Consider the following 19,757-nt stretch of genomic DNA (forward strand, 5'->3'; position numbering starts at 1 on the left):
CGACCTCCGGTCAGTTCACCCGGTTGTATTCGTTCTGGCCTTGCTGGGTCCGGGACTTGAGTTCCTGTGCCCAGCTGTTCCGGTCGCCCGGCGTCCAGCCCGGCGCGGTGAAGGCCGAGACGCCGGTGCCCTTGTACGCGGGCTCGCCGTTCTGGACCTTGCCCTGGTAGAGCGACTGCTCCCGTTCGGTGCAGGCGGCGGTGCCGAAAACGAGCAGGATGGCGAGAAAGACGCTGGCTTTCATCACTTGCCTCCGGTGGTTGTACCGCCCGGCTGGGGATTCTGCGGCGGCTGGCCGGCCTGCTTGGAGCCGTAGGCGGTGCCCCAGCCCCAGACTTCGGCGCCCTTGCCGCGCGCGACGACGCGGGTGCGGAAGATGTCGGCGATCACGTCGCCGTCGCCGCCCAGCAGCGCCTTGGTCGAGCACATCTCGGCACAGGCGGGCAGTTTGCCCTCGGCCAGCCGGTTGCGGCCGTATTTCTCGAACTCGGCCTCGCTGCCATGGGCCTCGGGACCGCCGGCGCAGAAGGTGCACTTGTCCATCTTGCCGCGCACGCCGAAGGTGCCCTGCGAGGGGAACTGCGGGGCACCGAACGGACAGGCGTACGAGCAATAGCCGCAGCCTATGCAGGTGTCCTTGTTGTGCAGCACCACGCCTTCGTCGGTGTGGTAGAAGCAGTTGACCGGGCAGACCGCCATGCACGGCGCGTCACTGCAGTGCATGCAGGCCACCGAGATGGATTTCTCGCCCGGCACGCCGTCGTTCAGCGTGACCACGCGCCGGCGGTTCACGCCCCACGGCACCTCGTGCTCGTTCTTGCAGGCGGTGACGCAGGCATTGCATTCGATGCAGCGCTCCGCATCGCAGATGAACTTCATTCTGGCCATGGCGCGCTCCTTATGCCTTCTCGATGTTGCAGATGGTGGTCTTGGTTTCCTGCATCATGGTGACGCTGTCGTAGCCGTAGGTGGTGCCGGTGTTGACCGCTTCGCCGCGCACGACGGGGGCCGCGCCCTCGGGGTAGTAGGCCAGGAGGTCCTTGCCTTGCCAGCGGCCGGCGAAATGGAAGGGCATGAAGGCGGTGTCGGGCCCGACCCGTTCGGTGACCAGGGCCTGCACGTTGAGCCGCGCGCCGGTGGGCGTGACCACCCAGCAGCGTGAGCCGTTGGTGATGCCGCGTTCGGCGGCCGCCTTCGGGTTGATTTCGACGAAGCTTTCCTGCTGCAGCTCGGCCAGCCAGGGATTGGACCGGGTCTCGTCGCCGCCCCCCTCGTATTCGGTCAGGCGGCCGGAGGTCAGGATGATGGGGAATTTCTCGTACAGCTTGTCCTCGACGTTCTTCTGCTGCAGCGACTTGTACAGCGTCGGCAGGCGCCAGAAGGTCTTCATGTCGTCGTGGGTGGGGTACTTGGCGACGAGGTCGGGGCGCGTGCCGTAGATCGGTTCGCGGTGCTGCGGGATGGGGTCGGGGAAGTTCCAGACCACCGCGCGTGCCTTGGCGTTGCCGAAGGGGTAGCAGCCGTGGTTCTTCATCACCACGCGGATGATGCCGCCGGACAGGTCGGTCTTCCAGTTCTTGCCCTCGGCCGCGGCCTTCTCGGCATCGGTCAGTTCGTCCCACCAGCCGAGCTTCTTCATCAGCACGTGGTCGAATTCCGGATAGCCGGTGGGGATGTCGGCGCCCTTGGAGTGCGAGCCGTCTTCGGCCAGCAGGTTGACGCCGTTGCGTTCCACGCCGAAGTTCGCGCGGAAGTTGCCGCCGCCGTCCATGACGTGGCGGGAGGTGTCGTACAGGTTGGGCGAACCGGGGTGCTTGAGCTCGGGCGTGCCGAAGCAGGGCCAGGGCAGGCCGAAGTAGTCGCCCTGGATGTCGTAGCCGGTTTCCTTGTCGACCACGCTGCCCTTGGCGCGCAGGGTCTTGACGTCGAAGGCGTGCATCAGCCGCATGTGGGCCTTGAGCCGTTCCGGGCTCTGGCCGGTGTAGCCGATGGTCCAGTTGCTGCGGTTGATTTCGCGCAGGATGTCCTCGATTACCGGCTCGTCCAGGCCCTTGACCTTCTGCATCTTGTAGTTCTTGCACAGCTCGGCGCCGAAGCCGAGTTTCTGCGCGAGCTGGTACATGATCATGTGGTCGGTGCGGCTGTCCCACAGCGGATCGATGACCTTCTCGCGCCATTGCAGCGAGCGGTTCGAGGCGGTACAGGAGCCGCTGGTCTCGAACTGCGTGGCCGCCGGCAGCAGGTAGACGGCGCGGTTGGGGTTCAGGTCTTCGCTCTTGCCGGGCATGGCCGCCATCGCGGCGGTGGCCGACGGGTACGGATCGACCACGACCAGCAGGTCGAGCTTGTCCATGGCCCGCTTCATTTCCAGGCCGCGCGTCTGCGAGTTGGGCGCATGGCCCCAATAGAAGACGGCGCGCAGGTTGGAGTCCTGGTCGATGACGTCGTTCTTTTCCAGCACGCCGTCTATCCAGCGCGAGACGGTGATGCCCGACTTGGTCATCATCGCGGGCGAGGCGTAGCGGCTCTTGATCCAGTCGTAGTCGACGTCCCAGACCTTGGCGTAGTGGCGCCACGAGCCCTCGGCCAGGCCGTAGTAGCCGGGCAGCGAATCGGGGTTGGGGCCGATGTCGGTCGCGCCTTGCACGTTGTCATGGCCGCGGAAGATGTTGGCGCCGCCGCCGGAGACGCCGACGTTGCCCAGCGCGAGCTGCACGATGCAGGAGGCGCGCACCATGGCGTTGCCGATGCTGTGCTGGGTCTGGCCCATGCACCACACCAGCGTGCTGGGGCGGTTCTCGGCCATGGTCTTGGCGACGTTGTAGCAGGTGGCCTCGTCCACGCCGCAGGCATCCAGGACCTTGTCCGGCGTCCACTTGGCCAGGACGTCGGCCTTGACCTGGTCCATGCCGTAGACGCGGTCGTTGATGTACTTCTTGTCTTCCCAGCCGTTCTTGAAGATGTGGTACAGCACGCCGAACAGGAAGGGAATGTCGGTGCCGGACCGGATGCGGACGTAGTGGTCGGCCTTGGCGGCCGTGCGGGTGAAGCGGGGGTCGGCGACGATGACCTTGCAGCCCTTTTCCTTGGCGTGCAGCAGGTGCAGCATGGACACCGGGTGGGCCTCGGCGGCGTTCGAGCCGATGTACAACGCAGCCTTCGAGTTCTGCATGTCGTTGTACGAGTTGGTCATGGCCCCGTAGCCCCAGGTATTGGCTACGCCGGCGACCGTGGTCGAGTGGCAGATGCGCGCCTGGTGGTCGCAGTTGTTGCTGCCCCAGAAGCTCATGAACTTGCGCAGCAGGTAGGACTGCTCGTTGTTGTGCTTGGACGAGCCGATCACGTAGACCGAGTCCGGGCCGGTTTCCTTGCGCAACTGCAGCATGCGGGCCGAGATTTCCTCCAGCGCGGTATCCCAGCTGATGCGCTGGTACTTGCCGTCGACCAGCTTCATCGGATAGCGCAGGCGGTGCTCGCCGTGGCCGTGCTCGCGCACCGAGGCGCCCTTGGCGCAGTGCGCGCCCAGGTTGATGGGCGAATCGAACACCGGTTCCTGGCGGACCCAGACGCCGTTCTCGACCACGGCGTCGATCGAACAGCCCACCGAACAGTGCGTACAGACGGTGCGCCTGACTTCGACCTTGCCCTTGCCCATGCCGGCCTTCTGGTCGCCGTCGGCCGCGCCGGCCTTCCTGACCAGGCCGAGCTGCGTGGCGGCGAGCCCCGCGCCGACGCCCAGGCCCGAGCGGCGCAGGAAGGTGCGGCGGTCCATGGTGGGCAGCGCGTGGGCCATGCCGCGGCGCAGGCTGTGGACGAACGAGGATGAAGATGCGCCGGAGTCGCCGGCGCCCGTTTTCTTGGTCAGCAACATGCCGTGCTCCGGTGGTTAGACCAGCGTGGACTTGTAGTAGCGCTTGACGTGATCGGTCACGCTGTAGCCGCCGCCCCGTTCGGGGGCGGGCCTGGCGTCGGCCTGCGGGGTCGGGTCGGGGCGCAGCGAGGGCGCGACGGCGGCGCCGACGGCAGCGGCGCCCGCGGTGGCGGCACCTACGAAGAAACCCCGGCGGGATAGGTTGGCGGCGGTCTTGGGCATCTCTGTCTCCGTTGGGGCTGGCAGATATGAAGTGCTGTGCATACTGTACCCCCGGTAACCGGTTACAGGCAATGCCGCGGGCCGTTCCGGGCCTCGGGTATACCCTCGACCGTAGCGCGTCAGGGCAGCATGTCGAAGCCCTGTGCTTCCACGCTGGCGAAGGCCCGCGTGAATTCGCCCAGCGCCGCGTAGAAGCGGGCGCGCGGGTGGGCCGACAGGGCGTCGCACATGGCGGGCACCCACGGCAGCAGATGGTCGCCGAAGAATTTCCGCTGGTTGGCCAGGTGGCATTGGCCGGCGTCGTCTCCGGCGATCAGGTAGCGCATGACCTCGCACAGGTAGGCGATGTGATCCTCGGTCTCGGGCATGGCCGGATCCCGCGCCAGGCCCAGGGCGGCGAGGTCGTTCCTCAGCCCGATCAGCGATTTCTCGTTCAGGAAGCCGTTCAGGTAGTGCGACCCGTACAGGTAGACCTCGGGCTTGCCCAGGCCGCCGAACAAGGTTTCGTACTCGTCGCGCAGCGCCGTGTCGTCGGCGGCCTGGGCGGCGGCCACGAGATCGCGCCACGGGGTTTCCAGGAAGGCGCCCGCCATCGGGGCGTCGGTGGCGGCCGCGCGCAGGCTGGCCGCGAAGGCGGCGTCGGGCGGCGCGTAGAACAGGCGCGCCAGCACGCCGTAGAGTTCGGCCCGAGCGATCTCTTCGTCGAGCGAGGCCGAGCCGATGTCGGCGGGGGAAATGGATGCGTTCATAGGTCCGTGATGCGCGCCTGGCTGGCGCCCGAGTACAGGTCGATCACGCGGCAGTCGCCGCACATCTTCAGTCGTTCCTGGCCCGCGCCCTGGAACATCGGGTGGCTGCCCAGCCGGTCCAGCATGGCCTCGATGGCCTTCTGCGTGCCGAAGGCCTTGCCGCAGCGCACGCAGTGATAGGGGGTGGTCTCGTTCAGCACGCGGGTCCGGGCGCGCTCGGGCGTGGGCAGCAGGCGCGGCACGAGGGCCAGCGCATCCTCGGGGCAGGTCTCGACGCACAGGCCGCACTGCACGCAGTTTTTTTCCAGGAAGCGCAGTTGGGGCGCGTCCGGGTTGTCGAGCAGCGCGCTGGACGGACAGGCTCCCACGCAGCTCATGCACAGCGTACAGGCGTCCTTGTCGATGGCCAGGCTGCCGATGGGCGAGCCGCTGCCCGGCGGGCCGCCGGGCAGCGCGATTTCGTCCCGCGCGGCCGGGGCGTGGGCGATCAGGTGGTCCAGCGCGAGGTCCAGCGTGCTGCGTTTCTCGCGCACCATGGCGAAGCGCGCCGGCGCGGCCGGTACGCCGGGGCGGCGCGCCGCCAGTTCGCGCAGCGCCGCATCCAGCGCCTGCGGCGTATCGGGGCGCAGCAGGTGCAGGTGCGGTCCCGGATAGCCCAGGCCGTCGAGGATGGCCTGGCCCAGCGCGAGTTGCGCGGCCAGATTGTCCAGGTACTGCGGCGCTTCCTCGGCCGTGGCCAGGATCGCGATCTGCGAGGCGCCCAGCGCGACGGCGCCCAGCCACGCTTCCAGGCCGAGGCTGGCGGTATGCCAGACGCCCAGCGGGATGACATTGGCGGGCAGGCCCTGGGCCCTGCCCAGGCTGGCGTCGCGGCCCAGGCGCTCGATCAGCGCGCGGCCGGCCTCCTGGCTGTGCACCAGCACGACGGGGGCCTGGCCGCCGGCGCGTGTGTAGGTGGACAGTAGCGTGCGCAGCACCGTGCCCTGGTCCGTCATGCGCGGATAGGCATAGGTGATCGCGCCGGTCGGACACGCGGTGGTACAGGCGCCGCAGCCCACGCACAGGTTGGGATTGACCTTGATCTGCTGGCGCGCCTTGTCGCTCTCGATGGCGCGGGCCGAGCAGATGTCGATACAGGCGCGGCAGCCGACCGTGTCGTTGCGGCTGTGCGCGCATAGCGACTGCTTGTAGTCGAAGAACTTGGGCTTCTCGAATTCGCCGACCAGCTCGCGCAAGCGCAGGAGCGGCATCGGGTCCGCGCCGTTCCAGGCGAAATAGCCCTGCGGCGGCGCGTGCTGCTCGAACAGCGTGCGGCCACCCAGCTCCAGGACCAGGTCGAAGCGCGCTTCCTGCCGTTCCGGGGAGCGGGCGAAGTCGATCGCGCCCGCGGTCGTACAGGATGCCACGCAGGCGCGATGGTCGCGGCAGCGGTCACGGTCGATCTGGTAGTCGAGGCCGATCGCGCCTTCGGGACACGCGGCAAGACAGGCATTGCAGCGCGTGCACAGGTCGAGGTCGATGGGGTTGTCCTGCACCCAGGCCAGGTCGAATGCGCCCAGCCAGCCTTGCAGCGATTCCACGCGGCCCGCCAGCACGGGATGGCGCCGTTCCTGGTTCGCGCCCGCCGCGCCGGGGCCGCGCGCGAAGATCGTGACCTCGAGCGTGTCGTCCAGCATGGCCGCGGCGCGTTCGGCTTCGTCCAGCGGGCCGACGATGAGCAGGCGGCCCGCGCTGCGATAGCTGACCGTGGGGACCGGTTCGGGATCCGGCAGCCGAGCGGCCGCCAGCAGCGCGGCAAGCTTGGGCATGGCCTGCGAGGCGTCGCGGCTCCAGCCTCCGGTTTCACGGATGTTGACGAAGCGCACCGGGGCGACGGCGGCCTCGGTGTGTTCGCCGATCTGGGCGAACAGGCGCTTTTCCTGGGTACAGGCGACGGTGACGGGCGCGCTGCCGGTCACGGCCTGCTGGAAGGCGCCGGCTTCGTGGCGGCAGAGCGTGGAGTGCAGAACCAGCTTTTCGTCCAGGGCCGTGCCGAGCGCATCGGCGTCCAGGGGCATGGTCTTGTTGCAGTCGCAGATCAGTGTAGGCATGGGCGCTCTGGAGAGCCCGGCTACCTGGAGGGGTCGGGCTCGGGAAAGTCGAAATGCGTCTGGCCGTCGCTGGGCGTATGGCCTGTGGATGCGCCAGACTCTAGCACGGAACCCTGCGCGTCATCATCGGCCGGCGCTTCGCTGGCGGGGTCGTGGCCGGGTGCCGGATCGCCGGAAGGCGGGGCGGGATCGTCCTGGACCAGGGCCAGCACGCGCGCGCTGACCATTTGCCTGAGCGTGGATTCGGGCAGCTTTTCGGGCGAGGAGTAATCGTCGATGTAGACGTCCAGCCCGTCCATGACGTTGTAGTGCGGATCGGAGAAAAGTTTCTTGAGCGCGGCCAGCTTGACGTCGGGTTCGACCGCCGCCTGCATGAAGGGCGAGAAGTCGGAGTCGTGCGTCAGCGCCGCCAGGTCTTCCCGCGTCGGCGCGGGCGGGGGCTGGTCGGCGGTGTCCGGCGCATGCGCCGCGCCCGGGCCGGGGGCCGGGGTTTCGTCGGCGGGGCGCGCATGCGTGGACGACATGGCGGGCACGCCTGGCGCGGCATCGCGCGGATCAGGCCCGGCCTCGGGCGCGGGTCCGGCATCGGCGGCCCGTTCGTCCGTGCTTGTCCGGGATTGAGCCTTGCGCCGCGACCAGCGGCCCAGGAAGCCTGCGCCGTCGTCGTTCATGGCTCTTCGGTGTTCTTGCGCCTGCCGGTACTGACCGACGCCGGGTTGCCGAAGCGGTCCTGCAGCGGCACGAAGCTGACCGGGCGCCGCTTGCGCTTGGGCTCGGCCACATAGTGCTCCGCCACGAAGCCGCGCAGCCACCCCACGATGTCGGCGGGGGCGGGCACTTGTTCAACGGTTTCCTGCGCGTCCAGCAGGCGGCCCGCGTGATAGTAGCTGAGCGTGACCAGCTCCGGCCGCGCCAGCGGTTCGTCGTCCAGGCCGGGGGCTTCTTCCATCCGCCACATCACGAACCAGCAGGGCGCCTCGGTCGTGGCGTTCAGGTAGTAGCCCTCGGCGTCGTCCTTGAACAGCTCGACCGCGAAGCCGGGATGCAGCCAGAGCTCGCCTTGAGCGTCCTTGCGCAGCCGGTGGGGCGCGCCGCCGAACGCCGGCTCGTCGGCCACCACGTCCGCCAGCGTCCATCGCCAGGGCTGCCACCGGCTCATCGGGCCGTGGACGCGCTCCTTGCGCATGATCACGGCGACGTCGATGCGGGGAGCCTGGCTGGTCATGGCGGCCTCGGTCAGGAGTCGGCGCTGATGGAGATGGTGGGGAACTTGGACGAGAAGTCCTTGTTCCGGGCGGCGATGGCTACGGCTACCTGGCGCGCGACGGTCTTGTACAGGCCGGCGATCTCGCCGTCGGGGTCGGCCACCACGGAGGGCTTGCCGCTGTCGGCCTGCAGCCGGATGTTGATGTCCAGCGGCAGCGCCCCCAGGTAGGGCGTGTCGTATTCGGCCGCCATCTTCTTGCCGCCCTCGGCGCCGAAGATGTGTTCGACATGCCCGCACTGGCTGCACACGTGCACGGCCATGTTCTCGACCACGCCCAGGATGGGCACGCCCACCTTCTCGAACATCTTGATGCCCTTGCGGGCGTCCAGCAGCGCGATGTCCTGCGGCGTGGTGACGATGACGGCGCCGGTCATGGGCACGCGCTGGCTGAGCGTGAGCTGGATGTCGCCCGTCCCGGGGGGCATGTCGACGATCAGATAGTCGAGATCCTTCCAGTTGGTTTGCCGCAGCAGCTGCTCGAGCGCCTGCACCGCCATGGGGCCGCGCCAGATCATCGCTTCGTCGTGGGCCACCAGGAAGCCGATGGACATGACCTGCACGCCGTAGTTCTCGAGCGGCTCCATGGTCTTGCCGTCGTCGCTGACGGGGCGCGCATCGATGCCCATCATGAGCGGCTGGCTGGGGCCGTAGATGTCGGCGTCGAGCAGGCCGACGCGCGCGCCTTCGGCCGCCAGCGCCAGGGCCAGGTTGACCGCCGTGGTGCTCTTGCCCACGCCGCCCTTGCCCGAGGCGACGGCGACGATGTTCTTGACGCCCTGGAGCAGCGGCACGCCGCGCTGGACCGCGTGGGCGATGATCTCGCTGCGCACGTTGGCGCTGACGTTGGCGACGCCGGGCACGGCACGGGCCGCCGCGATCAGCGCGCTGCGCAGGGCGGGGACCTGGCTCTTGGCGGGGTAGCCGAGCAGGACGTCGAAGGAGACGTCGCCGCCGTTGATCTCGATGTTCCTGATGCTGCGCGTCGAGACGAAATCCTTGCCGGTATTGGGATCGACGACGGTTTGCAGGGCCTGGAGCAGGGTTTCGGAAGTGGCCATGGGAAGGGGGCGGACTCGTAAGTGGGACGCTGCGTGTCGCAGGCCGATGAGGGATATTAGACCACCAGCCCGCGGGCGGCGAAATCCGTGGCGCCTCGTCTATACTCAGCCGCATGATCGACAAGGACTCCATTACCGGCTTGATCCTGGCTGGCGGGCGCGGCAGCCGCATGGGCGGCGTCGACAAGGGCCTGCAGAACTACCAGGGCATTCCGATGGCCATGCATGCGCTGCTCAGGCTGGGGCCCCAGGTGGGACAGGTGCTGGTCAACGCCAACCGCAACCTGGCGGCCTACGAATCCATGGGCGTGCCGGTGTGGCCCGATGCGCTGCCCGACTACGCGGGGCCGCTGGCCGGATTCCTGACCGGGCTCGAGCATTGCGAGACCGACTACCTGGTCACCGTGCCTTGCGATACCCCCAAGTTTCCCGAGAACCTCGTCGCCCGCCTGGCCGGCGAATTGTCCGGGGCCGGCGCCGAGATCGCCATGGTGGCCACCCGCCAGGACGGCGCCGTGCGCACCCAGCCCGTGTTCTGCATGCTGCGGGCGGAGCTGCTGGACAGCCTCGTGGCGTTCACCGCCACGGGGGGGCGCAAGATCGACAAGTGGACCGCCACCCATCGTTGTGTCGAGGTCCTTTTCGACGACCCCGCGGCCTTCGCGGGCGCCAACACGATCGCCGAATTGCAGCAGCTCTGATGCCATGAACGACAAGCCCGCTCCCTCGCTAGAAGAAATTTCGTCCTGTGTCAGCGGCTACGACCCGAACGCGCTGCCGGTCGAGCAGGCCCGCGAATTCATCGCCCGGCTCGTGCCGCGCGTGGAGGGCGTGGAGATGCTGGCGCTGCGCTCGGCCATGGGGCGCGTGCTGGCGCGCGACATCGTGTCCGACATCGACGTCCCGGCCCATGACAACTCGGCCATGGACGGCTACGCGTTCTATGGTTCCGACCTGGCCGCCGGCGGCGACACGGCCTTGCAGGTCGTGGGCAGCGGCCTGGCCGGCAACGGCTACACGGGCAGCGTCGCGCCCGGACAGTGCGTGCGGATCATGACCGGCGCCACCATGCCCGACGGGCTCGATACCGTGATTCCGCAGGAATTCGTCCGGCAGGATGGCGACCGTATCGTCGTGCCCGCCGGCGCGGTCAAGGCCGGCGAGAATCGCCGGCTGGCGGGCGAGGACCTGGCCCGGGGCGACGTGGCCCTGTCCGCCGGCCGCGTGCTGCGCCCGGCGGACCTGGGCATGCTGGCCTCGCTCGGCCGCGCCGAGGTGCCGGTCTGGCGCCGCCTGCGCGTGGCGTTCTTCTCCACCGGCAGCGAGCTGCGCTCGATCGGCGAGCCGCTCGATCCGGGCTGCGTGTACGACAGCAACCGCTACACGCTGTGGGGCATGCTCCAGCGGCTGGGCGTCGACGTGCTCGACATGGGCGTGGTGCGAGACGATCCACAGGCGCTCGAGTCCGCGTTCCGCGATGCGGCCGCGCAGGCCGACGTGGTCATCACATCGGGCGGCGTGAGCGTGGGCGAGGCCGACTACACCAAGGCCATCATGGCGAAGCTGGGCGATGTGCTGTTCTGGCGCATCGCCATGCGGCCGGGCCGCCCCATGGCCATCGGCCGCATCGCCACCGGTGGACGCAGCGCCATCCTGTTCGGCCTGCCCGGCAACCCGGTGGCCGTGATGGTGACGTTCTACGCGCTGGTGCGCGACGCCCTCCTGGCCATGGCCGGCGCGCCGGCCCAGCCGCTGCCCATGCTGCGCGCGGCCAGCGCGAGTGCCATCCGCAAGAAGCCGGGGCGTACCGAATACCAGCGAGGCATCGTCACGCCCGCCGCAGGCGGCGGCTGGGAAGTGCGCATCACCGGTTCGCAGGGGTCGGGCATCCTGCGCAGCATGAGCCAGGCCAATGGCCTGGTCGTGCTGGGGCACGAGCAGGGCAACGTGGCGGCCGGCGAACCGGTCGACGTCCTGCCTTTCGACGGACTGATCTGATGACGCGCGTCCTGGGGCTGGCCGGCTGGAGCGGAGCCGGCAAAACCACATTGCTGACGAGGCTGATCCCCGCGTTGCGGGAGAAGGGCTATAGCGTATCGACGCTCAAGCATGCGCACCATTCGTTCGACATCGACAAGCCAGGCAAGGATTCCCATCGCCACCGCGAGGCCGGCGCCGGGGAAGTGCTGGTCGCTTCGGGCAGCCGCTGGGCGCTGATGCACGAGTTGCGGGGCCAGGCCGAGCCCCGCCTGGGCGAGCTGTTGAACAAGTTTTCGCCCGTCGACTTCATCCTGGTCGAGGGTTTCAAGCGCGATCCGCACGTCAAGATCGAGATCCACCGCGCCGCCAACGGCAAGCCGTGGCTGTATCCCGACGACGCCAGCATAGGCGCCGTCGCCAGCGACGTGCCGCCCGCGGGCCTGGCATCGCTGCCCTTCGTCGACCTGGACGACCTGCCCGGCATCGCCAACCTGGTCGTGGACCTGGCCTGGCCGCTAGATCGAACCCTGGCCGCTCTGAGCGCTTAACAGACCCCATTCATCAGCCTGTTGGTTGCCGGGGCACCGCGGATCCGGCTTTGCCGGTCCGCTGGTGCCGCCCCCTGGGGGGGCGCGTAAGCGCGTAGGGGGGGCCTACCCTAACCGTTTAATCAGGGACGAGGTGTCCCAGCGGCTGCCACCCATCTGCTGCACGTCGGCATAGAACTGGTCGACCAGCGCCGTGACGGGCAGCCGCGCGCCGTTGCTGCGGCTTTCGTCCAGCACCAGGCCCAGGTCCTTGCGCATCCAGTCCACCGCGAAGCCGAAGTCGAACTGGCCGTCCACCATGGTCGCGCCGCGGTTCTCCATCTGCCAGCTTTGCGCCGCTCCCTTGGAGATCACCTCCAGGACGAGCTGCATGTCCAGCCCGGCCTTCTGCCCGAACGCGATGCCCTCGGACAGCCCCTGCACCAGTCCGGCGATGCAGATCTGGTTGACCATCTTGGCCAACTGGCCGGCGCCGGATTCGCCGATCAGGGTGACCGCCCGCGAATAGGCCAGCGCCACGGGTTTCATGCGTTCGAAGGCCTTGGCGTCGCCGCCGCACATCACCGTGAGCACGCCGTTGACCGCGCCGGCCTGGCCGCCCGAGACGGGCGCGTCGATGAAGGCGACTTCCTGGTCCCGGGCCGCGGCGTGCAGCTCGCGCGCGACCTTGGCCGAGGCCGTGGTGTGGTCCACCAGCAGCGCGCCGGCCTTCATGCCGGCCAGGGCGCCGTCGGCGCCCAGCACGACGCTGCGCAGGTCGTCGTCGTTGCCGACGCACAGGAAGACCATGTCGGCGTCCTGGGCAGCTTCGCGCGGGGTCGGCGCGTGGCTGCCGCCGAATTCCTGCACCCAGTCGCGAGCCTTGGACGGGGTGCGGTTGTAGACCCGGACCGCATGCCCGGCCTGGGCCAGGTGGCCGGCCATGGGAAAGCCCATGACGCCCAGGCCGATGAAGCTGACGTTGAGCGGGGAGGTGCTGTCGTAGGTCTTGGTGCCAATCGATGCCATGCTGATTCTCCATTGCCAGAGGCAAGTGTATAGCGTCCCGGATGCCGGTTTCCGGCGGATGCGAAGGGAGCGATGTCCGAGCCGCGCGCAAGAAAAAAGACCCCCACGCTTGCCGCTTCGCCGCGGCGCTGCCCCCCAAGGGGGCGCTTTTTCATCTTGGGGCGGCCCGGCAATGAAAAAAGGCGCCCGGAGGCGCCTTTTTTCTTGCAGCCGCTGTAGCGGCTGGTGTCGTCAGTCTTCGACGAAGGTTTCTTCGCGCTTCCTGCGGATCGTGGGAGAGGCCACGATCAGCACCAGGATGACGGCGATGACCAGCAGGGTCGCCGACAGCGGGCGGGTCACGAAGGTCGTGAAGTCACCACGCGACAGGAGCAGGGCGCGGCGGAAGTTCTCTTCCATCATGGGACCCAGCACCAGGCCCAGCAGCAGGGGAGCACCTTCGCACTTCAGCTTGGACCAGGTGTAGCCGATCAGACCGAAGGCTGCCGTCATCCAGATGTCGAACACGTTGTAGTTCAGCGTGTAGACACCGATCGAGCAGATCAGCAGGATGGCCGGGAACAGGATGGGGTAGGGAACCTTCAGCAGCTTGACCCAGATACCGATCAGCGGCAGGTTCAGGATCACCAGCATCAGGTTGCCGATCCACATCGACACGATCAGGCCCCAGAACAGGTCCGGGTTGCTGGTCATGACCTGGGGACCAGGCTGGATGTTGTGGATGGTCATGGCGCCGACCATCAGCGCCATGATCGCGTTACCCGGGATACCCAGCGTCAGCAGCGGGATGAAGGAGGTCTGCGAGCCGGCGTTGTTGGCCGATTCCGGACCCGCCACGCCGCGGATGTTGCCCTTGCCGAAGCTGGAGGGATCCTTGGCGAGCTTCTTTTCCACCGTGTACGAGGCGAACGAAGACATCACCGCGCCGCCGCCGGGCAGGATGCCCAGGGACGAACCGATGGCCGTGCCGCGGATGATGGCGGGCGCGGCTTCCTTCAGGTCGCTCCAGGTCGGGTACAGGTGGCCGATCTTGTCCAGGAAGACTTCGCGCTCTTCCTTCTGCTCGACGTTGTTGATGATTTCCGAGAAGCCGAACACACCCATGGCGACCGCGGCGAAGTCGATGCCGTCGGTCAGTTCGGGGATGCCGAAGGAGAAGCGGGCCACGCCCGAGTTCACGTCCGTGCCGACCATGCCGATCAGCAGGCCCAGCAAGATCATGCAGATGGCCTTGACCAGCGAACCCGACGCCAGCACGACCGCGCCGACCAGGCCCAGGCACATCAGCGAGAAGTATTCCGCGGGACCGAACTGGAACGCCACTTCGGCCAGCGGGGGCGCGAAGGCGGCGATCAGCAGCGTACCCACGCAGCCGGCGAAGAACGATCCGATGGCCGCGATGGCCAGCGCCTGTCCGGCGCGGCCGTTCCGCGCCATCTGGTAGCCGTCCAGGCAGGTCACCACCGCGGAGGTTTCACCCGGCAGGTTGACCAGGATGGCGGTGGTCGAACCGCCGTACTGGGCGCCGTAGTAGATACCGGCCAGCATGATCAGGCCGGCCACCGGGGGCAGCGCATAGGTGATGGGCAGCAGCATCGCGATGGTCGGAACGGGACCCAAGCCGGGCAGCACGCCCACCAAGGTCCCGATCAGGCAACCGAGAAATGCGTAGATGATGTTCTGAAACGAAAGCGCCGTTTCAAAACCTAGGGCCAAGTGCTCTAACACTTCCATGGATGGCTTTCCTTAGTTCAAACCGAGAAACGAAGGCCACAGCGGGAAGATCAGACCCAGGCCCACAATGAAGATGAGGTGGACGGCAATCACCAGGCAGATGCCGTTGATGATGGCCGTTTTCCACTTGAATTCGTGGCTGGCCATGCTGGACAGCAGCACGAGCAGGAATGCCGACACATACACGCCCAGGGGACGCAGCAGGATGCCGAACAGCACCACGTTGCCCAGGATGATGCCCGTGGTCTTGAGATTGAATTTCGCGATCTCGGTGGGTTCAGCCTTGGGCGACAGGGCGGAGATGCCGATGATCGCGCCGAGGATCGCCAGGATCACGCCCAGCCAGAACGGGAAGTAGCCCGGCCCCATCTTGGCTGCCGTCCCCATCTGGTACTCGACGGCGAACCCGGCAAAAAATAGCCCGAGGCAGACGAACATCACCCCGGACCAGAAATTTTGTTTTGACTGAATGCGCATTGGAAGTGGGCTCCTATCTGACTTCACTTGCAAGGCCGGCATGTTAGCTCACGCGAAGCAAGCGTGAATAACGAAATTGCTCGCAATGAGTCGGGGTTTTCCCGAAAAATGATGGATCGGCACAACTTTGTGCCAAATTGATCAATAGGATGTTCAGACTCCTGTCAGCCTTGACAGCTTTTTCGCACCGGAAGTGTCGTGCCAGACTTCCCCCGGGGCGCGCAAGACCCCACCCATGACAAGCTTATCAATGAAGGGGGGAGCACGATGAAGTCGATGTACGGGTGGCAGGATGGCGGGGAACGCGGCAAGTCCCTGACGCCACGGGAACGCGAAGTCATGGACCTGCTGGTCGAGGGGCGTGCCAACAAGGTGATCGCCGACCGGCTGGGCATATCCATCCGGACCGTGGAGGTCCATCGCGCGCGGGTGCTGGCCAAGCTGGGCGTGCGCAACGCGGTCGAACTGGTCTGGCGGATGCACACGCACAAAATGGCGGTGGTGGCCGAGATGCAGGGCCTGCGGGTGGCCGAGGGCGGCGCGGGTGACTGCGATCTCCACGCCGATTGAGCAGAGGGCCGGACCTGCATCCGGCCTCCCGCTCAGTTCAGCCTGGCGCCCGAGATCCTGACGATCTCGGCGTACTTGCGCAGGTCGGACTGCACCAGCGCGGCCAGCGACGCGGGCGTGCCGGGCGCGGCGTCCGAGCCCATGCCGGCCAGGCGCTGGCGCATGTCGGGGCTGCCGAGCGCCTGCGCGTATTCATGATGGAGTTTTTGCACCACGTTTTCAGGCGTGTGCGCCGGCGCGAAGATCCCGAACCACGTTCCCAGGTCGAAGTCCGGCACGCCGGCCTGCATCATGGTCGGCACCTCGGGCAGCAGGCGCGACCGGGCCGCCGTGGTGACCGCCAGGGCCTTGAGCTTGCCCGCGGCGATCAGCGGCGAGGCGGCGGCGAGGTTGTCGAACATGAAGTCGGTCTGCCCGCTCATCAGCGCCAGCTGCGCTGGTGTGGCGCCGGCGTAGGGGATGTGCGCGGCAAATACGCCGGCGCGGGTCTTCAGGAGTTCCCCCGCCAGGTGCCCGGCACTGCCGTTGCCGCCCGAACCCATGTTGAGCTTGCCCGGGTTGCGCCGCGCGTAGCCGATCAGGTCCTGCACGGTCTGGATGCCCAGCCTGGCGGACGTGGCGGGGTTCATCACCAGGACGTTGGGCACCGACGCCACGAGCACGATGGGCGCGAAGTCCTTGACCGGATCGTAGGGGATGGAAGGGAAGAGCGCCGGGTTGATCGCATGCGTGGCGACTGCCCCCATCACCAGCGTGTAGCCGTCCGGCGCGGACTTGGCGACGAGGTCGGCGCCGATGTTGCCGCCGGCGCCCGGCTTGTTTTCGACGACCACGGGCTGGCCCAGCGCGGGGCGGACTTTTTCGGCCAGCGCGCGCGCCATGATGTCCAGCGGGCCGCCGGGGGGATACGGCACGACGAAGCGGACGGGATGCATGGGGTAGGCGGAGTCCTGCGCGGCGGCCGGCCCGGACAGGCTGGCCGCCGCGACCATCGCGCCGCAGGCGAGCAAGATCCGGCGTCGGTTCATGAGGGATGTTCCTTCAGGATTGCTTGAGCTTGTGGGCGAAGTTCTTGCGCATCTTGGCCACCTTGGGCGCGACCACGAAGGCGCAATAACCCTGGCCGGGATTGCGCAGGAAATAGTCGCGATGGTAGTCCTCCGCCGGCCAGACCGTGGCGGGCGGCAGCAGCTGGGTCACGATGGGCGACCCGAACACCTGGCGCGCCTCCAGGTCGGCGATGACTTCGCGCGCCGCCTCTTCCTGGGCCGGGGACTGCCAGAAGATGGCCGAGCGGTATTGCGGCCCGACGTCGTTGCCCTGGCGATCCACGGTGGTCGGGTCGTGCGAGGCGAAGAAGATTTCCAGCAGTTCGTGATAGGTGACCGCCGCGGGATCGTAGGTCACGGTCACGACCTCGATGTGGCCGGTATCGCCGTCGCAGACCTGCTCGTACGTGGGGCCGTCCACATGCCCCCCGGCATAGCCGGAATCGGCGCGCAGCACGCCCTCGATCTGCTGGAACACGGCTTCGATACACCAGAAGCAGCCACCGCCGAACACGGCTGTCTCGACTTGTGCGGGCATGATCGTCCTCTTGAAGAGAGCCGGCGCCAGGGGCGCCCATGACGATAGTGTATGCGCTTCGGACAGGACGCCGGAGTGGCTTGCCCCGGCGTTCAGGCCGCGGCGCGCGTCCGTCGGAACAGCTCGACGAACAGGTTCCTCAGCCAGATATTGGCGGCGTCGTGGTGCGCGCGTTCGTGCCAGAACATCCGGATCTCGTACGAAGGCAGCGGCACGGGAGGCGGCAGGATGCGCAGCGGCATGGTCCCCGCCAGTTGGTCGGCCAGCCCGCCGGGCATGGTGACGACCAGGTCGGACGACGGGATGACGAAGGGAAGGGCGATGAATTCCGGGGCCTCCAGTCCGATGCGGCGGACGATGCCGTGCCGGCGCAGCGCCTCTTCGACGACACGGTGGGCCATCGCGCTGGTACCGGTCACGGCGTGGCGAGCCTCGCGGAAGGCGGTTTCCGTCATGCCCGCGCCGAAGCGCGGATGGTCCGGGGAAACGGCGCACACATAGTGTTCGTGGAACAGCAGCCGCTGGTGGAAACCCGCGCTCAGGGCGGTGATGTGGCCGACGGCCAGGTCGACCTCGCCGCTTTCCAGCCGCGTGCCGGGCTGGTGGTCCGGCAGCGTGCCTATCTTCAGCGCGATGCCCGGGGCGTGCTGGCGCAGGTGGTCGAGCAGCCTGGGCAGCATGACCATCTGCCCCACCTCATTCATGTAGACGCGGAATATCCGCTCGGTCGTGGCCGGGTCGAAGCTGCCGGCGTCGCGCAGGGCTTCGTCCAGCGTGGCCAGGGCCGAGCGGGCGGCGTCCGCGATACGGGCGCCGCGGGGCGTGGGCACCATGCCGCCGGGTGTCCGGACGAACAGCGGATCGCCCAGGATCCGTCGCAGCCGGGCCAGGGAATGACTGGCCGCCGATTGGGTCAGGCCCAGCGCGTCGGCCGCGCGCGAGACGCTGCCTCCTGCGCGCAGCGCGTCGAGCAGCCGCAACTGTGCGAACTCCAACTGGGATATATGCACAGGATTCATGAGGGGAATGACAGTTGTGACATCGACAGCATGGGCGCCATTCTAGATCATGGCGTGGCGAATTCCCCTGTCTTCTTTCGGAGCCTCGTCCCATGCTTGCCCCTCACCTCCAGTCCCGCTGTCCTTCGGGGGACGTCGAGCTGGCATACCGTCTCTTCGGCGCCCGATCGGCGCCGGGCCAGGCCACGCCCGTGGTGTTCATCCACGGCCTGTCGTACTTCTCGTACGACTGGGTCGATTTCGGCGCGCGGCTGTGCGGCCAGGAGCGCGCCGGCTGCGCCATGGACATGCGCGGTTTCGGCGATTCGTCGTTCAGCCCGCAGAAGGACTATTCCATCCCGGTGATGGCGCAGGACATCGAGAACCTGCTCGACCACCTGGCCTGGCCGCGCGCCATCCTGGTCGCCCATTCGATGGGGGGGCGCAGCGCGACCTTGCTGGCCGCGCGCCGCCCCGAGCACGTGGCGGCGCTGGTCCTGGTCGACTGGTCGCCCCAGAACGCGCCCGCGGGAAGCCGGCGCGTGGCGACGACCGTGGCGGGTACGCCGGACAGCTTCCCGTCGGTGGAGGCCGCCATGCGCCATTTCGGCGCCGATCCCGACACGCCGGCCGCCAGCCGGATGCGTCCGCGGTTCGAGGCCTATCTGCGCGAAGTGCCGGGCGGCTATGCGCTCAAGCGCGATCCCTATTTCCGCGACCAGTTCCGCCGCCAATTGGAAACGGGCGAGAAGCCGCGGCACGGAGTGGACCTGTGGCACGCGCTGGGCGAGGTCGCCGTGCCGACGCTGGTCCTGCGCGGAACGCGGTCGGACCTGTTCGCGGCCGAGACGCTGCCGGCCGTGCGGGCCTGCAATCCCCGCCTGCGTGCCCGCGAAATCGAGGGCGGCCATCACATTGCCGGCGAGAACCCCGACGGGGTGCTCGAGGCCATCCAGACCTTTCTTTCCCAGGAGTCCCTATGAAACCCGCCGCCCCCAGCCCCGCGCCGATGCGCGGGATCGACCATCTGGCATTCGTCACCGACGACCTGCCCTCCACCATGGATTTCTATACCCGCGTGATGCAGATGCGCCTCGTGCACGTGCGGCGCGTGCCCTTCGAGCAGGACCGGGGCCAGCCGCCCTACGACAACCTGCGCCACTATTTCTTCGACATGGGGCACGACCAGTTGCTGGCGTTCTTCGAATATCCCGCGGGGCTGGCGCGCCAGGACCGCGACCTGCCCGGCGGGATGCAGCACGTCGCCTTCCACGTCGAGCCCGAGCGGTTCGACGCGCTGCTGGCCCACGTGCGGGCGGCGGGCATCGAGGTCATCGGGCCGGTGGCGCTGGGGGGACGTTTCTGGTCGGCCTATTTCTACGATCCCAACGGCATCAGGCTGGAGTTCGCGACCAGCCGCGGGCCGCGACAGGCCGGTGTGGTGGAGTCGGTCCTGCAGTCCGAGGACGAAGCCCGCGCCGAGCTGAGCACGTTGTTCGCGGATCCGGAGCAGGTGGCGTTCTGGCTAGGCCAGATGCCCCTGCGCGACCACGCGGACGCGCACCAGGGCTAGGCCCCCGATAACCAGGAAGGAGGAG

At 67.9% G+C, this 19,757-nt stretch carries 20 protein-coding genes and 1 pseudogene; 6 read left to right on the forward strand and 15 right to left on the reverse strand.

All coding sequences use genetic code 11. From position 1 onward, the window contains the following. Nucleotides 1-10: 10 nt before the first annotated feature. The 9 genes from EGT29_RS05275 to apbC all read right to left on the reverse strand — a co-directional run bounded on the left by EGT29_RS05275 (nucleotide 11) and on the right by apbC (nucleotide 9,257). Complete coding sequence (locus EGT29_RS05275; protein WP_124688030.1) at nucleotides 11-244, reverse strand: hypothetical protein; 234 nt, start codon at nucleotides 242-244, stop codon at nucleotides 11-13. Continuing rightward, a complete protein-coding gene (gene fdh3B / locus EGT29_RS05280; RefSeq protein ID WP_124688031.1) occupies nucleotides 244-888 on the reverse strand; it encodes a formate dehydrogenase FDH3 subunit beta in 645 nt (214 codons plus the stop codon). The genes EGT29_RS05275 and fdh3B overlap by 1 nt, the downstream gene beginning before the upstream one ends. A gap of 10 nt (nucleotides 889-898) precedes the next feature. Further along, nucleotides 899-3,871: a formate dehydrogenase subunit alpha gene (locus EGT29_RS05285; protein ID WP_124688032.1), complete on the reverse strand. Its 2,973-nt coding sequence runs from the start codon at nucleotides 3,869-3,871 to the stop codon at nucleotides 899-901. 15 nt (nucleotides 3,872-3,886) lie between these two features. Continuing rightward, nucleotides 3,887-4,093: a twin-arginine translocation signal domain-containing protein gene (locus tag EGT29_RS05290; protein WP_124688033.1), complete on the reverse strand. Its 207-nt coding sequence runs from the start codon at nucleotides 4,091-4,093 to the stop codon at nucleotides 3,887-3,889. Nucleotides 4,094-4,212: 119 nt separating this feature from the next. Then, complete coding sequence (locus tag EGT29_RS05295; protein WP_124688034.1) at nucleotides 4,213-4,842, reverse strand: molecular chaperone; 630 nt, start codon at nucleotides 4,840-4,842, stop codon at nucleotides 4,213-4,215. Further along, a complete protein-coding gene (locus EGT29_RS05300; protein WP_124688035.1) occupies nucleotides 4,839-6,932 on the reverse strand; it encodes a 4Fe-4S binding protein in 2,094 nt (697 codons plus the stop codon). Before EGT29_RS05300 ends, EGT29_RS05295 begins: the two co-directional genes overlap by 4 nt. 20 nt (nucleotides 6,933-6,952) lie before the next feature. Then, nucleotides 6,953-7,603, reverse strand: a complete 651-nt coding sequence (locus tag EGT29_RS05305; protein WP_124688036.1) for a DUF3306 domain-containing protein — start codon at nucleotides 7,601-7,603, stop codon at nucleotides 6,953-6,955. Continuing rightward, a complete protein-coding gene (locus EGT29_RS05310; RefSeq protein WP_124688037.1) occupies nucleotides 7,600-8,157 on the reverse strand; it encodes a DUF3305 domain-containing protein in 558 nt (185 codons plus the stop codon). The genes EGT29_RS05305 and EGT29_RS05310 overlap by 4 nt, the downstream gene beginning before the upstream one ends. Nucleotides 8,158-8,168: 11 nt before the next feature. After that, entirely contained in the window at nucleotides 8,169-9,257 is a 1,089-nt protein-coding gene (gene apbC, locus EGT29_RS05315; RefSeq protein ID WP_124688038.1) for an iron-sulfur cluster carrier protein ApbC, read from the reverse strand. Between the two features lie 113 nt (nucleotides 9,258-9,370). On the opposite strand from apbC, the gene mobA reads away from it, so the two are divergent. Genes mobA through mobB form a run of 3 tightly spaced genes read left to right on the forward strand, consistent with a single transcriptional unit; the run spans nucleotide 9,371 to nucleotide 11,785 of the window. Next, nucleotides 9,371-9,958: a molybdenum cofactor guanylyltransferase MobA gene (gene mobA, locus EGT29_RS05320; RefSeq protein WP_124688039.1), complete on the forward strand. Its 588-nt coding sequence runs from the start codon at nucleotides 9,371-9,373 to the stop codon at nucleotides 9,956-9,958. A 4-nt stretch (nucleotides 9,959-9,962) separates the two neighbouring features. Continuing rightward, nucleotides 9,963-11,255 carry a gephyrin-like molybdotransferase Glp gene (gene glp / locus EGT29_RS05325; RefSeq protein ID WP_124688040.1) on the forward strand — a complete coding sequence of 431 codons (1,293 nt, stop codon included), beginning with the start codon at nucleotides 9,963-9,965 and terminating at the stop codon, nucleotides 11,253-11,255. Further along, nucleotides 11,255-11,785: a molybdopterin-guanine dinucleotide biosynthesis protein B gene (gene mobB / locus EGT29_RS05330; protein WP_124688041.1), complete on the forward strand. Its 531-nt coding sequence runs from the start codon at nucleotides 11,255-11,257 to the stop codon at nucleotides 11,783-11,785. Before glp ends, mobB begins: the two co-directional genes overlap by 1 nt. A 105-nt stretch (nucleotides 11,786-11,890) precedes the next feature. Here the strand turns inward: mobB and EGT29_RS05335 are convergent, their stop codons facing one another. The 3 genes from EGT29_RS05335 to EGT29_RS05345 all read right to left on the reverse strand — a co-directional run bounded on the left by EGT29_RS05335 (nucleotide 11,891) and on the right by EGT29_RS05345 (nucleotide 15,004). Further along, nucleotides 11,891-12,793, reverse strand: coding sequence for an NAD(P)-dependent oxidoreductase (locus EGT29_RS05335; RefSeq protein ID WP_124688042.1), 903 nt, complete (start codon nucleotides 12,791-12,793; stop codon nucleotides 11,891-11,893). 231 nt (nucleotides 12,794-13,024) lie between these two features. After that, nucleotides 13,025-14,527 (reverse strand): tripartite tricarboxylate transporter permease, encoded by a 1,503-nt coding sequence (locus EGT29_RS05340; RefSeq protein ID WP_124688043.1) that lies wholly within the window; start codon nucleotides 14,525-14,527, stop codon nucleotides 13,025-13,027. Between the two features lie 12 nt (nucleotides 14,528-14,539). Beyond that, nucleotides 14,540-15,004, reverse strand: a complete 465-nt coding sequence (locus EGT29_RS05345; RefSeq protein WP_124688044.1) for a tripartite tricarboxylate transporter TctB family protein — start codon at nucleotides 15,002-15,004, stop codon at nucleotides 14,540-14,542. A 312-nt stretch (nucleotides 15,005-15,316) separates the two neighbouring features. Here EGT29_RS05345 and EGT29_RS28890 point away from each other — a divergent pair. Further along, nucleotides 15,317-15,472 (forward strand): annotated as a pseudogene (locus tag EGT29_RS28890) (response regulator transcription factor); the annotation flags it as partial. Between the two features lie 134 nt (nucleotides 15,473-15,606). Here EGT29_RS28890 and EGT29_RS05355 read toward each other — a convergent pair. The 3 genes from EGT29_RS05355 to EGT29_RS05365 all read right to left on the reverse strand — a co-directional run bounded on the left by EGT29_RS05355 (nucleotide 15,607) and on the right by EGT29_RS05365 (nucleotide 18,180). After that, complete coding sequence (locus EGT29_RS05355; RefSeq protein ID WP_124688046.1) at nucleotides 15,607-16,602, reverse strand: tripartite tricarboxylate transporter substrate binding protein; 996 nt, start codon at nucleotides 16,600-16,602, stop codon at nucleotides 15,607-15,609. 13 nt (nucleotides 16,603-16,615) lie between these two features. Beyond that, on the reverse strand, nucleotides 16,616-17,161 hold the full coding sequence (msrA, locus tag EGT29_RS05360; RefSeq protein WP_124688047.1) for a peptide-methionine (S)-S-oxide reductase MsrA: 546 nt from the start codon (nucleotides 17,159-17,161) through the stop codon (nucleotides 16,616-16,618). A gap of 92 nt (nucleotides 17,162-17,253) precedes the next feature. Continuing rightward, nucleotides 17,254-18,180, reverse strand: a complete 927-nt coding sequence (locus EGT29_RS05365; protein ID WP_124688048.1) for a LysR family transcriptional regulator — start codon at nucleotides 18,178-18,180, stop codon at nucleotides 17,254-17,256. 92 nt (nucleotides 18,181-18,272) lie between these two features. Here EGT29_RS05365 and EGT29_RS05370 point away from each other — a divergent pair, with 92 nt between their 5' ends. Further along, nucleotides 18,273-19,142, forward strand: coding sequence for an alpha/beta fold hydrolase (locus tag EGT29_RS05370; RefSeq protein WP_124688049.1), 870 nt, complete (start codon nucleotides 18,273-18,275; stop codon nucleotides 19,140-19,142). Then, nucleotides 19,139-19,732, forward strand: coding sequence for a VOC family protein (locus EGT29_RS05375; RefSeq protein WP_124688050.1), 594 nt, complete (start codon nucleotides 19,139-19,141; stop codon nucleotides 19,730-19,732). Before EGT29_RS05370 ends, EGT29_RS05375 begins: the two co-directional genes overlap by 4 nt. Nucleotides 19,733-19,757: the final 25 nt, after the last annotated feature.

It is taken from the genome of Pigmentiphaga sp. H8 (assembly GCF_003854895.1).
In the GTDB taxonomy this organism is placed as follows: Bacteria; Pseudomonadota; Gammaproteobacteria; order Burkholderiales; family Burkholderiaceae_B; genus Pigmentiphaga.